The organism is Flavobacterium limi (assembly GCF_010645075.1).
Classification (GTDB): Bacteria; Bacteroidota; Bacteroidia; order Flavobacteriales; family Flavobacteriaceae; genus Flavobacterium; species Flavobacterium limi.
The window spans coordinates 380567-393075 of record NZ_JAADZV010000004.1 but is presented as its reverse complement, the minus strand read 5'-3'; the positions used below and the strand labels follow the sequence as shown (position 1 = coordinate 393075).

The following is a 12509-nucleotide window of genomic DNA, read 5'->3' as shown; positions in this document are numbered from 1 at the left end:
ACTATTTTGCTTTTTGATAATACAATTTAATTACCAGTTCTTTTAGCTTGGTTTTGGCCGCATTCAGTTGTGATTTTGATGTGCCTTCCGAGATTTTCAGCATTTCGGCTATTTCCTTGTGTCCAAAACCTTCTATAACAAAAAGGTTGAAAACAGTTTTGCAGCCTTCGGGGATATGGTTTAATAAATTGAGTAAATCTTCTTCTTCTAATGTGTTGATCTCATCTGTAAAAGGCTGTGATAAAACTTTTACATCATCAAGATACATATTAAAATTGGTGTTCTTTTTAATCGTTGCCAGGCAGTGATTCACCGTAATTTTTCTGGCCCAGGCTTCGAAGGCTTTTTCTTCCTTAAGCTGGTCCAGTTTTGTGAAGATAGTGTAGAAGGCATCGGCCATTGCTTCTTCTATTTCTTCTTCTTTCCTGAGGTATCGTTTGCAAACACCATACAATTTTGGAGCCATGTGCTCATAAACCTGACGCTGTGCATCGCGGTTCATTTTTTTGCAGTTAGAAATTAGTGTTTCGGTTATCACAATTTTGGTCTTTAATTATAAAGAGAGCGAAAAAGATAAAAAGGTTGGGACGAAAATGAAGATAAATGTAAAATATTTTTGTAAGCGTTTGTTTTAATGGGTTTTATTTAGAGATTAAATTTATGTTTTAGCAATCAAAAGAAAAAGATCCCATAAAAAGTGACAAATAATAAGAATTTTTATGTTTCGATATTTTTCATATTGAATTGCAAATACAAACCCGATTACAATTGGACCAATAACATTCAATAAGGTTCCGTAGCCAATGTGAAGAAATCCAAACACGATACTGGAAAGTATGATAGCCAGATTTTTATTTTTTAAAATTGCTTCTAACCTTGGTAAAAGATAGCCTCTAAAAATTAATTCTTCGGTAATACCTGCAGTAAGACAAGTGAAAAAAAGCAAAACATAATTCTTTTTAAAAAGTGTTAAAATTTTATTTAATGCAGCACTTTCTCCTGTTATCTTGAATAATATTATTAAAAGGCCAACGATATAAACAGCGACGAATAATTTTAAGAAAGTTATAAATAAGATTTTCACAAATGAGGAAAAAGGATATTCAGTTTCTTTCCAAAGCAGAAAAGGCTGTTTTTCTATTTTAAATGAATATAGGAATAAAAGAAGTAATGAGATCCAAATTGTAAATCTCGAAATATAGAATTGAGTTTCCTTACTAAAACCTAAATCTTTGAATAATAGAGAAGAATAAATTGCCAGAATAGGGAGCAATGTTGAAAGTATGATACCACAAATAAGAACTGTTTTTTTTGAATAGGTAATGTTGAGCATTTATTTGATTGGTAGAATTAATTTATAAATTTTTGTTTCTAAAAGCTCTGTATCATTATCTTCGCAAAGCAAAAACTCAATTTTGCTATTTTCCTTTTTGTAAAAAGTAATTCCTTCAAATTTATTGGTTGAAGTTATTTTTTGAGTAAAATCAATTTTCATGGTCCTGAGGTCGATTCTTCCAATGAAACTGCCTAAAACGGCACCATCATCATAAGTTGATTTCGTGTCTTCGGCTGTTGAGAGGAAATAAATTTTATCTTCGACCAAAACAGCATCGGTAAAACTGGAACGGACACCTTTTATTTTTGGCAGTTTGTAATTGACAGAAATCAGGGCAAATTCTTCCCTAAGATTTTTGGCGTGAATCGTAAAAATCGTGTTTTTATTTGAAATTCCGTTGCCACGATTGAATAAATACCAGTTTTCGCCATCGAAAATAGCACCTTCAAGGTTGAAGTCTTCGGGTTTTATTTCGCCGAAATTTTGCATTAAGGCATACAAATCGACCAGATTATTTTTTTGTAAAACCGTTTTGGATTTTAGGTCGAATTCAATCATTTTATTTCGGTTTTCAGTGGAACCTGAACTGAAAACATATAAAGTATCGTTGTGATTCGTTAACGATTCAAAATCCGGTTTTATGTTTTTAGGAATATTCTGAGTAGGATTGTCAATTAAAGCATGTTGGTTTAACTGCTGATTCTGCATGTTGTATTCGTATAGAAATCCGCTGTTGTCACCAATGATGTAGAGTGAATTATTTTGGAAAAACAATCCTGATGCAGAACCGATTCCGATGATTTGAAATAATATTTCTAATGTGAATTTTTCCATGAAATTTTTGTTTGAAAACCAATGCCTAGCCCTGATTACTTCACTTAATTCTATTTAATCGGAGTTCAGTGAACTTCGTTTGCAATGAAAATACTTTGAGAAGAAATTGCATTTTTTCCTGACAGAACAAAGCGACCGGCGGAAGCTCTTGTTATGGCTTTGGGAAAAAGCAATTTATCGAAAAAGTATTGCAATGAATAGCAGGAATATGCTTCGTAAAAATAGTATATTTATATTATAAAATTTGAAAATATGAAATCGATAGACCCGAAAGATTTTAAAGTTACAGATAAAATAAAGTTAGCAAAGATTCCGACTTTACTTAATATTGAAGCGAGCGATGACGAAAAAGAAGAGAAACTGGATAAAGTGCAGGCAAAACTGAGTGATTTGCAGGATGTGATGTATTCGCACAATAAATACGGTGTTTTGATTTGTCTTCAAGGTATGGACACTTCAGGAAAAGACAGTTTGATTCGGGAGGTTTTTAAAGAATTTAATCCACGTGGAGTGGTGGTGCATAGTTTTAAAACACCTAATTCGACCGAATTGGAACATGATTATTTATGGCGCCATTATATTGCTTTACCAGAAAAAGGCAAGTTTGCTATTTTTAACCGAACACATTATGAGAATGTTTTGGTAACGCGAGTACATCCTGAGTATGTTTTGGCAGAGAATTTACCCGAAATTAATTCTGTTGAAGATATTACACCGAAATTCTGGAAAAAGAGAATTAAGCAAATCAATAATTTTGAGAAGCATATTACTGAAAACGGAACGATTGTGATGAAATTTTTCATGCATTTGAGTAAAGAGGAGCAGGGAGAGCGCTTGTTACGTCGTCTGGAAGAAGAGAAACACCATTGGAAATTTTCTCCGGGCGATCTGAAAGAGCGGGAACATTGGGATGAATACCAAAAATATTATGAAGAAGCGATAAATAAAACTTCGACAGATTATGCTCCATGGTACATAATTCCTGCCGATGACAAAGAAATGGCACGCTATATTGTAGCAAAAATTATTTGGGAAGAAATGCAAAAGTATACAGACATCAAAGAACCTGAACTTGACGATAAAATTAAAGCAAATCTTGAAATGTATAAGAAGGAACTGAGCAGGAATTAAACATGCGTAAAATATTATAATTTGACATTGATTATCTTGTTTAAATATATAAAGCTAAACCCGGCAAACTAATAAAAGTAAGCCGGGTTTTACCAAAAAAAATAAAAATAACTCTAATTTATTTTACAATTCGAATCCATACGCTACGCGTAATGCGACTTGATTAGTATTAAACTTGTCATAGTCTTCATATCTTACACTCACATCAATGTGTTTACCAGCATATCCAATACTTGGAGCCCATAAAAGTGAAGTTTCATTATACCCATTAGTTACTGCAAAACCGGCACCTACTTCTCCCATAACATAAAATTGATCTTCCCAGAAGAAAGCTTTGAATCCGGCTTTTGCAGGAATAAACCCTAAATCAGGAACATCATCTCCAACAAATAAATTAGTAAAACCAGTAGTTAGCGTTAAAGAAGTTCTTTTTGATAAATCATACTGAAGTCTTACATCTCCTCCAAGCGCCCAGTCATAATCGTCCCCGTCCGTCGGGATTCCCCCACTTACACCAAATCCTAATTTGAATTTCTGATCATAATTTTCTATTTCATTGCTCTGAGCAGAAGAAGTTGTCGTGTAAAACATTGCAATAGCTGCAATAAATAAAATTCGGATGTTTTGTAAATTTTTCATGCTTGTATTTTTTTAATTACTATGGTGTAAAATTAGTTTTGAGGTAATAGTAAGTAGTTATATAATTTTTAAAAATCGTTACATAATGTGAATATTGTTAAAATTTTAGCACCTTGTAAATTGCTGTTAACTCTTGATTTTACTGATGTTTTTGATTTTTTCGCTAAATTTTATCTGATTCATTTTATTCTTAATATTTGCTTAAGATGTTAAAATGATGTAAGTATTTTTTTGCTTTTAATCAAGGTAGAATTCATTAAAATTGAATATTTCAACAGAATCCAAAGCATCTGGTTATCTTTGCAGGCTAAAAAGAATAAAAGTGAATTTAAAGCAATACACAAAAGAGTTTTCCTATAATTTGAGACTGGCTTATCCTGTAATTTTAGGTATGGTGGGGCACAACCTGATAGGGATGGTTGATAATATAATGGTAGGCAAATTAGGAAGTACCGAGCTGGCGGCAGTTTCTTTAGGTAATAGTATGATTTTTATTGCAATGTCTTTGGGAATTGGATTTTCTACAGCTATTACACCTATAGTTGCCGAAGGGGATGCAGAGAAGAATGATCATAAAATTCGTTCTGCGTTTCATCATGGTCTTTTTTTGTGTACTATTTTAGGATTAATGTTATTTGGGCTAATTGTTCTGGCGAAACCAATAATGGAAATGCTGCACCAGCCTGAAGAAGTTATTGCGCTTGCCAAACCTTATCTGGACTGGGTGGCTTTTTCCCTGATTCCGTTAATTATGTATCAGGGCTACAAACAATTTGCAGACGGATTGTCGTTGACCAAATATTCTATGTATGCCATGGTAATGGCAAATGTGCTTCACGTAGGAATGAATTATGTTTTGATTTATGGAATCTGGATTTTTCCGAAAATGGGAATTATTGGAGCGGCTATAGGAACTGTGATTTCCAGAATATTTCTGGTGATGTTCATGCACATTATGCTGTCAAGAAGAAATGATTTGAAACGCTTTTTTAGCAATTTCAGTTTTGAAGAAATAAAAAAAGAAACGATCAAAAAAATAATAAGCATTGGATTTCCCTCAGCTATGCAGATGCTTTTTGAAGTGGTATTGTTTACGGCTTCAATCTGGCTATGCGGAAATATTGGCAGAACCAGCCAGGCGGCTAATCAAATCGCGCTGAGTCTGGCTTCCATGACTTTTATGTTTGCAATGGGTTTAAGTGTTACTTCCATGATTCGGGTGAGTAATCAGAGAGGATTGCAGGATTATAAAAAATTAGTAATTGTGGCACGCTCAATTTTTTTACTGGCAATTATTATCGAAAGTGTTTTTGCCGTTTTGTTTGTGGCTTTCCATCAATTCCTGCCACATATTTTTCTGAATATGGAAAACACGATACAGCTTACTGATAATACTGAAGTTATTACAATTGCTTCTAAACTATTATTAATTGCAGCCGTTTTTCAGATTTCCGATGGGATTCAGGTAGTAGTGTTGGGGGCATTACGCGGATTGCAGGATGTAAAAATCCCTATGTACATTACATTTGTGGCGTATTGGATCATTGGTTTTCCTGTTTCATATTATTTAGCAGAATATACTACTATGAAAGCAGCAGGCGTATGGATCGGACTTTTGGCAGGACTAACTTCAGCTGCATTTTTTCTCTACATTCGCTTTAATTACTTAACCAAAAAATTAATCAAAAATTAACTTTCAAATAACTACATTTGAAGCTTTAAAAAATAAATTATTATGGAATTACCAAAATTTTTACTTGGAGACAATACTGATTTTCCCGACGATATTTTTATCATCCACCTTGATTATCCAAGATTTATTATCAACCTGAAAGATGATGAGGTAGAATTTCTGGAAGAGGCAGAGGATCTGGATGAAGCCGAATTAAATGCTGAAATGGAAGGTTTAATCGAAAAAGCAAATGATTTTTACGACCGCGAAATAAATCGTTACGAAGAGTAGGGACGGATTGCAGTTTATACCCCATATTCAAAAATTTGCTAATGAAAAAACTACGTTTTTTAAGACCCGTTTTAAATTTTATTTTAATCGGGTTGCTGATCACTACTTTAAGCAGGATATTTTTATTTTTTATTTTTAAAGACAGGGTAGTAGAAACACCCAATTTCTGGTATATTTTTCCAATCGGTCTTCGAATGGATTTAATTTTACTTTGTTATTTGTCTTTTCTGCCTGCGGTTTTAATTACTTTTTTACCCAATAAATGGATAAAGTTTACCAACTCATTTTTGGTAATTTATAGTTTTTTGTTTTTGTTTCTGATTCTTTTTGTAGAATTGGCTTCGCCGGATTTTGTAAAACAATATGATACACGTCCGAATAAGATTTTCTTAGATTACCTGATTTATCCAAAGGAAGTTGTCGGAATGCTTCTGAAAAGTTATCTGACCTCTATTATTGTTACTTTTCTGATTTTGGGAGTAGTAATTTATCTGGCTTTCAAAAAAGGGAAGAAATATTTTCAAACAACAAGTACTGAATATAAATTCAGGCTAATGGTTTTTCCGTTAGTTGCTTTTGTCTTGTTTTTTGGAGCACGTTCGAGCCTGACTTCAAAACGTCCAATTAATGCCAGTAATGCTGTTTTTTCTACAGATCAGCTTACTAATACGTTGGGCTTAAATTCATTTTATACGGTTGCTTTCGCTGCTTATTCAATTAAAAACGAAGGAAATACCAATATGTATGGTAAAATGGAGGAATCTGAAGCGATTGCCCGTGTGAAGAAATACATGATTGCCGGGCCTAATGATTTTACAGATGCGGAGATTCCGTTTCTGCATGTACAGCAGCCTGATTCTGTTTTGAAAAAACCTTATAACCTGGTCATTTTTCTCCAGGAAAGTTTAGGAGCAGAATATGTTGGAATCCTTGGAGGAAAACCTTTGACACCTGAATTTGATAAATTATCGAAAGAAGGGTTATTGTTTACAAATCTGTATTGTACAGGAACCCGAAGTGTTCGTGGAATAGAAGCAGTGGTAACAGGATTTTTACCTTCGCCATCAGAAAGTGTAGTGAAACTGGGGAATTCGCAGCAAGGTTTTTTTACTTTGGCGGATGCCTTAAAGCATAAGGGTTACGACACAAGCTTCATATATGGTGGAATGGCGAATTTTGATAATATGGCTTCGTTTTTTAACGGAAATGGATTTCAGGATATTGTAGATCAGGAAGATTTTGAGTCGGACGGAAATAAATATGCTTTTAAAGGTACCTGGGGATATTCTGATGAAGATTTAGTAACCAAAGCGAATAATTATTTTAAATCGAAAGGAGATAAACCTTTCTTTTCATTAATGTTTTCGACTTCCAATCATGAGCCTTTTGAATATCCGGCAGGAAGAATACAACCATATGACAAAAAGCCTGCGACAGTAAATAATGCGATGAAATATGCCGATTTTTCAATTGGAAAATTTTTTGAAATAGCTAAAAAAGAGGCTTATTTCAAAAATACGATTTTCATCGTAATCGCAGACCATAATACGAGAACCTACGGAAAGAATTTAGTGCCAATTAATAAATTCCATATTCCGGCCTTAATCATGGGCCCCGGAGTTCCAAAAGGAGTTTCGTATAGTAAATTAGCAAGTCAGATTGATATTCCGCCAACATTATTAAGTTATTTGGGATTATCATTTGAAACACCAATGGTTGGCCGAAATCTAAATCAATTAGATACAAAAACTCAGGGAAGATCTATTATGCAATTTAATGATATCAATGCATTCAGAGTCGAAAATCAGGTTGTGATCATGCAGCCGAATTTGAAACCCCTTCAGTTCGAAATAAAAAATGATACGACTTTGATTCCTGTAAAATTAAACGAAGAATTAGCAAAGGATGCCTTGGCACATGTTATAACAGCGGGAAATTTGTATAAGGAGAATAAATATAAGCTGAGAGATGTGAAAAAATAATTTGGAACTCATTTGATAATAAAAGATGCTAAAGAGGAAATGCCTTTTTTTAGTATCTTTTTTGTTTTACACCTGGGTAACAAAAAATACTGTTTGTTTATCTATTATAAATATTTAAACTCAACCAACATGAAAAATTTTAAAACAGCAATTTTCACAACAGCACTTGCATTATGTTGCTTAGCAAACGTAAAAGCTCAGGATAGTAAAAATGTAAAAGAAAAAACAGCTAAAACTACTTCGGCATCAGAGTTGAAAACTGCATTAGAAATACAGGCTCCAACTGTTCTTGCATTAGATAAAAAACGCTTGAAAACGAAACATGATACTGTTAAAAATTCAATAGGGAATATTCGTTGAAAGAATAAAATTTTCTGTGCTAAAAATAGAAAGGGTTATATTTTTTTATACTTATCCAATAATAAATGAGCGGCTGCAAAAGGTGATATTTCATTATTTTGCACCGCTTTTTTGATTTTTTCCAGTTCTGCAATAATTTCAGGCTGGCTGTAAAAGTCTGATTTCAATTTTTCTTCAATGGTTTCCATCATCCAGAATTGATTTTGTTCTTTTCTTTTTGTCTTAAAGAAGCCATTTTCATGAGTCATTTCAAAATATTGCGAAATTGTTTTCCAAACTTCTGAAATACCATCTTTGGTTATGGCACTGCAAGTCGTAACTTTTGGCTGCCAGCTTGATTTTTTGGAAGGAAATAAATGCAATGCCCTATTAAATTCAGCTTTGGCTAAGTTTGCTTTTTTGATATTGTCTCCGTCGGCTTTGTTGATTACAATCGCATCTGCCATTTCCATAATACCGCGTTTGATACCCTGAAGTTCATCACCGGCGCCTGAAATTTTGAGTAATAAAAAAAAGTCAACCATATTATGAACGGCCGTTTCGCTTTGACCTACACCAACGGTTTCAATGATAATAGTATCAAAACCTGCAGCTTCACAAAGAATAATAGATTCTCGGGTTTTTCTGGCCACTCCACCTAAAGTTTCACCGGAAGCACTCGGCCTGATAAAAGCATTTTCATCTTTTACTAATTCTTCCATTCGGGTTTTATCACCTAAAATACTGCCGTGAGAAAGTGAACTGCTTGGATCAACTGCTAATACTGCCACTTTTTTCCCAAATGTGGTTAGATGTTTTCCAAAAGCTTCAATAAAAGTGCTTTTTCCAACTCCGGGAACACCTGTAACACCTATTCTAATCGATTTGTTAGCTTCAGGCAAACATCCTTTAATGACCTCATTTGCTTTTTCAGCATGTTCCGGATTTGTGCTTTCTACTAAGGTGATTGCACGGCTTAAGGCTGTTCGGTTTTCGGATAGTATTCCTGAAATTAATTCCTCAACAGATGGCTGTTGTCTGCGTTTGTTTTTAATTTGGCTGATAGCCGATGCATTGGTGATTTCGGGAGATGAAATTCCAGCTTTCTCAGTTGAACTTCCGGTTTGTTTATTGAAATTTGACAAAACGCATTTTTTAGAGTTGTAAAAGTACTGAAAACAAAAACAGTTTCAAAAGCAGAAAATTGCCCTGGAAACTGTTTTTTGTGAAAACACGAATTAATTATTCCACTTTTTAAATCTGTGCTAATTTGTAAAATTTGTGTCTGATTAATATCCGGCGGTAAACCGAACCTGATGGTGTTTTGGAGTTTCGATTTCGTCAGCAATAACAACTGCTAAATCTTCTACAGATAAAATGCTTCTTTGTTCATTATTAAAAACTGGGTTTTCTAAGCCTAAACGGTATTTTCCGGTTCTTCCTGTTTTTGTTCCGGCATGCATTTCAAAAGCAGGACTAAAAAATGCCCAATCCAGTTCTTTTTCTTCCTTAATAATATCTAAGTAATGTCTGGCAGCATTGGCACCATCGTAAATTTCTTTTGGAAAATCGGGTGTGTCAATAGCTTGTAAACCAGGTGCTACAAACAAACTTCCTGCACCTCCAATAGTGATAAAGCGTTTCACGCCCGATATTTTAACAGCTTCCTGAATCGCTTTTGATCCTTTAATTGAATCTTCGTAAATATTTGGGTTTGACCATCCCGGATTAAATGCGTTAATAACAGCGTCATGTCCTTTTAAAATTTCAGCTAATGCATCAACGTTAAAGACATCTGCAGATACCCATTTTGCATTTGCAGTATCCTTAGGGGTTCTGGCTATTGCTGTAACTTCATGTTTTCTGTTTGCGAATTCATTTACAAGGGCTGAGCCAACAAATCCTGTTGCTCCAATAATTGCGATTTTCATAATATATAAATTTATTTAGTAATAAAAAATGTTACAGTTTTGGGTAAAAAATAGCTTAAAAATGATTTGAAAAATCTTCTAATGTTATGTTTTTCAGTTCTAAACTTACTTTTTCGTTCAAATCGGCATACAATACCGATAAATTTTCATTGATTTTCTTTCCAACAGGGCAATCCGGATGGGGTTGATTTTTGGCATAGCCCAAATTAATCGTGTCAAAAGTCATTTGAAATATTTCTTTCAGGGTAATGTCGGTGGGATTTTTGGCTAATTTTGTACCTCCGTTTTTCCCTTCTTTACTTTCAACAATATGGTGTGCTTTTAAATTGGCAATTTCTTTTCGAACCAAAACGGGATTCAAATTGATACTTCCCGCAATAAATTCTGAAGACAAAAAGTCATTCGGGAATTTAGTGAGCAAAGTAAGAATGTGAATCGTTATGGCAAATTTACCTGAAAGCATACTGTAATAAATTATGTTACAAATGTAAGATGTTTTATAATATCAAACCTAATTTTAACTTTTTTTATTGGATGCTAATTATTAAAAAGTAATTCAATGTAAAGAAGATAGTGGATTAAATTAGCTAATTACTATTCACTTTTCACTGATCACTAAGTAATAAATGACTATTTTTGCCATGAACTGGCAATATGAATAACTTTATTATAATATTCTTCTTTTTATTTTTAGGACTGCTTTTGCAAAAAGTAAAAGGTTTTCCAGTTGGTTTTTATAAAATCCTGAACAAAATTGTCGTTTATGTATGTCTTCCGGCGATTACTTTATGTCATATTCCGAAAATAAAATGGAGTAATGAATTATTGTTTCCGATAGGGGCAGGATGGATTACTTTTATTCTGGCGTTAGCATTTTTTCATTTTTTAGGAAAAAGATTAGGATGGTCTAATAAATTGATTGGCTGTTTGATTTTAACAGCTGGGTTAAGCAATTCGTCTTTCCTTGGTTATCCGATAATTGAAGCATTATTTGGAAAAAAGGGTTTAGAAACTGCAATTTTGGTTGATCAGCCCGGAACCTTTGTGGTAGTTTCAACTTTAGGGGTTTTTGTTGCCGCCTTTTATTCTAAAGGTACTCCAGATACTTTTGGTATCATAAAGAAAATAATATTATTTCCTCCTTTTATAATGTTTGTTCTGGCTTGCTTAATGAATGTTTATGATTATGAATTGAATTTAGATCTTGAATTTATTTTATTAAAAATAGGAAGTTTGGTAACACCGTTGGCATTGTTATCAGTCGGATTGCAGTTAAGTTTTGACCGGAAAAGCAGGCATTTGAAATTTTTACGGCTTGGACTTTTATTTAAACTTGTTTTAGTTCCGGTTGTCATTTTGGTTTTATACGTCTTTATTTTCAACCAGCATTCAGAACCTATAAAAATTACGATTATGGAAACCGCTATGGCACCCATGATTACGGGCGCAATTTTAGCTTCTACTTATGGCTTAAAACCAAAATTAAGCAGTATGATGGTGGGTTTTGGAATTCCGATTTCCTTTCTAACCCTCGCAATATGGTACTTTATTGTGAGTTTTATTTAATTGTGAATTAATTATATAGGGGAAATAGAATTTTAACTAATTTTTAAATTTTGATTGTTTTCCGAACACATTTTTTAGTTAATTTTAGAGGAACTAAAAAAATATAATTATGTCAACATTACGATTAGGCGATATAGCTCCGGATTTTCAGGCTGAAACCACACAAGGAACAATTAAATTTCATGAATGGCTAGGAGATTCATGGGGTGTATTATTTTCGCACCCTGCAGATTTTACTCCGGTTTGTACAACTGAATTAGGAACTGTAGCCAATTACGTTCCTGAATTTACTAAAAGAAATACAAAGGTCATTGCTTTAAGCGTTGATGGTTTAGATTCTCATAAGGAGTGGATAAAAGATATCAATGAAACTCAAAATACAGAAGTTAATTTCCCAATCATAGCTGATGAGGATAAAAAAGTAGCAAATTTGTATGATATGCTGCATCCTAATGCAAGCGATAAGTTTACAGTACGTTCTGTTTTTGTAATTGGACCTGATAAAAAAATAAAACTGACTTTGACCTATCCTGCTTCGACAGGAAGAAATTTTGACGAGTTGCTTCGTGTTATTGACAGTTTACAGTTAACAGCAAATTATAGTGTAGCAACTCCGGCAAACTGGAAAGATGGTCAGGATGTGGTAATTGCACCGGCAATTCCGGATAGTGATATCCCGGCAAAATTCCCAAAAGGACATACACCAATCAAACCCTATTTGCGTTTGACGCCACAGCCAAATAAATAAGTTTTTTTTTAGCTTCTAAGCTTCTGAGTAGCTAAGTTTC

At 33.6% G+C, this 12509-nt stretch carries 14 protein-coding genes; 7 read left to right on the top strand and 7 right to left on the bottom strand.

Translation table 11 applies throughout. The annotated features are described in order from the left end of the window. Position 1: 1 nt before the first annotated feature. The 3 genes from GXM16_RS11160 to GXM16_RS11150 form a co-directional block, all read right to left on the bottom strand. Entirely contained in the window at positions 2–502 is a 501-nt protein-coding gene (locus GXM16_RS11160) for an RNA polymerase sigma factor (RefSeq protein ID WP_163394459.1), read from the bottom strand. 156 nt (positions 503–658) lie between these two features. Further along, complete coding sequence (locus GXM16_RS11155; protein ID WP_163394457.1) at positions 659–1333, bottom strand: CPBP family intramembrane glutamic endopeptidase; 675 nt, start codon at positions 1331–1333, stop codon at positions 659–661. Continuing rightward, on the bottom strand, positions 1334–2170 hold the full coding sequence (locus GXM16_RS11150; protein WP_163394455.1) for a DUF6929 family protein: 837 nt from the start codon (positions 2168–2170) through the stop codon (positions 1334–1336). Positions 2171–2422: 252 nt separating this feature from the next. On the opposite strand from GXM16_RS11150, the gene GXM16_RS11145 reads away from it, so the two are divergent. After that, positions 2423–3301: a PPK2 family polyphosphate kinase gene (locus GXM16_RS11145; protein WP_163394453.1), complete on the top strand. Its 879-nt coding sequence runs from the start codon at positions 2423–2425 to the stop codon at positions 3299–3301. A 123-nt stretch (positions 3302–3424) separates the two neighbouring features. On the opposite strand, the gene GXM16_RS11140 is transcribed toward GXM16_RS11145, so the two are convergent. Continuing rightward, positions 3425–3940 carry a hypothetical protein gene (locus GXM16_RS11140; protein WP_163394450.1) on the bottom strand — a complete coding sequence of 172 codons (516 nt, stop codon included), beginning with the start codon at positions 3938–3940 and terminating at the stop codon, positions 3425–3427. Between the two features lie 322 nt (positions 3941–4262). Between GXM16_RS11140 and GXM16_RS11135 the strand changes: the two genes are divergently transcribed. The 4 genes from GXM16_RS11135 (at position 4263) to GXM16_RS11120 (ending at position 8245) form a co-directional block, all read left to right on the top strand. Further along, positions 4263–5633 carry an MATE family efflux transporter gene (locus GXM16_RS11135; protein WP_163394449.1) on the top strand — a complete coding sequence of 457 codons (1371 nt, stop codon included), beginning with the start codon at positions 4263–4265 and terminating at the stop codon, positions 5631–5633. Positions 5634–5675: 42 nt separating this feature from the next. Then, on the top strand, positions 5676–5903 hold the full coding sequence (locus GXM16_RS11130; RefSeq protein ID WP_026984926.1) for a hypothetical protein: 228 nt from the start codon (positions 5676–5678) through the stop codon (positions 5901–5903). Between the two features lie 41 nt (positions 5904–5944). Then, on the top strand, positions 5945–7885 hold the full coding sequence (locus GXM16_RS11125) for an LTA synthase family protein (protein ID WP_163394447.1): 1941 nt from the start codon (positions 5945–5947) through the stop codon (positions 7883–7885). A gap of 129 nt (positions 7886–8014) precedes the next feature. Continuing rightward, a complete protein-coding gene (locus tag GXM16_RS11120; RefSeq protein ID WP_163394445.1) occupies positions 8015–8245 on the top strand; it encodes a hypothetical protein in 231 nt (76 codons plus the stop codon). Positions 8246–8280: 35 nt separating this feature from the next. Here GXM16_RS11120 and meaB read toward each other — a convergent pair whose 3' ends face one another. The 3 genes from meaB to GXM16_RS11105 form a co-directional block, all read right to left on the bottom strand. Next, positions 8281–9369: a methylmalonyl Co-A mutase-associated GTPase MeaB gene (meaB, locus tag GXM16_RS11115; protein ID WP_163394443.1), complete on the bottom strand. Its 1089-nt coding sequence runs from the start codon at positions 9367–9369 to the stop codon at positions 8281–8283. 144 nt (positions 9370–9513) lie between these two features. Next, positions 9514–10155, bottom strand: coding sequence for an NAD(P)-dependent oxidoreductase (locus tag GXM16_RS11110; protein WP_163394441.1), 642 nt, complete (start codon positions 10153–10155; stop codon positions 9514–9516). A 55-nt stretch (positions 10156–10210) separates the two neighbouring features. Next, positions 10211–10618: an Rrf2 family transcriptional regulator gene (locus tag GXM16_RS11105; protein WP_163394439.1), complete on the bottom strand. Its 408-nt coding sequence runs from the start codon at positions 10616–10618 to the stop codon at positions 10211–10213. Between the two features lie 191 nt (positions 10619–10809). Between GXM16_RS11105 and GXM16_RS11100 the strand changes: the two genes are divergently transcribed. Together GXM16_RS11100 and GXM16_RS11095 are read left to right on the top strand one after the other, a co-directional pair. Continuing rightward, entirely contained in the window at positions 10810–11721 is a 912-nt protein-coding gene (locus GXM16_RS11100; RefSeq protein WP_163394438.1) for an AEC family transporter, read from the top strand. A 109-nt stretch (positions 11722–11830) separates the two neighbouring features. Next, positions 11831–12469, top strand: coding sequence for a peroxiredoxin (locus GXM16_RS11095; protein ID WP_163394437.1), 639 nt, complete (start codon positions 11831–11833; stop codon positions 12467–12469). The last annotated feature ends 40 nt before the right edge of the window (positions 12470–12509 follow it).

Excerpts from the sequence above, each read along its gene's own strand:
- GXM16_RS11160 (WP_163394459.1), bottom strand. The coding sequence starts at position 502 with ATGAACCGCGATGCACAGCGTCAGGTTTATGAGCACATGGCTCCAAAA.
- GXM16_RS11155 (WP_163394457.1), bottom strand. The coding sequence starts at position 1,333 with ATGCTCAACATTACCTATTCAAAAAAAACAGTTCTTATTTGTGGTATC.
- GXM16_RS11150 (WP_163394455.1), bottom strand. The coding sequence starts at position 2,170 with ATGGAAAAATTCACATTAGAAATATTATTTCAAATCATCGGAATCGGT.
- GXM16_RS11145 (WP_163394453.1), top strand. The coding sequence starts at position 2,423 with ATGAAATCGATAGACCCGAAAGATTTTAAAGTTACAGATAAAATAAAG.
- GXM16_RS11140 (WP_163394450.1), bottom strand. The coding sequence starts at position 3,940 with ATGAAAAATTTACAAAACATCCGAATTTTATTTATTGCAGCTATTGCA.
- GXM16_RS11130 (WP_026984926.1), top strand. The coding sequence starts at position 5,676 with ATGGAATTACCAAAATTTTTACTTGGAGACAATACTGATTTTCCCGAC.
- GXM16_RS11125 (WP_163394447.1), top strand. The coding sequence starts at position 5,945 with ATGAAAAAACTACGTTTTTTAAGACCCGTTTTAAATTTTATTTTAATC.
- GXM16_RS11120 (WP_163394445.1), top strand. The coding sequence starts at position 8,015 with ATGAAAAATTTTAAAACAGCAATTTTCACAACAGCACTTGCATTATGT.
- GXM16_RS11110 (WP_163394441.1), bottom strand. The coding sequence starts at position 10,155 with ATGAAAATCGCAATTATTGGAGCAACAGGATTTGTTGGCTCAGCCCTT.
- GXM16_RS11105 (WP_163394439.1), bottom strand. The coding sequence starts at position 10,618 with ATGCTTTCAGGTAAATTTGCCATAACGATTCACATTCTTACTTTGCTC.
- GXM16_RS11100 (WP_163394438.1), top strand. The coding sequence starts at position 10,810 with ATGAATAACTTTATTATAATATTCTTCTTTTTATTTTTAGGACTGCTT.
- GXM16_RS11095 (WP_163394437.1), top strand. The coding sequence starts at position 11,831 with ATGTCAACATTACGATTAGGCGATATAGCTCCGGATTTTCAGGCTGAA.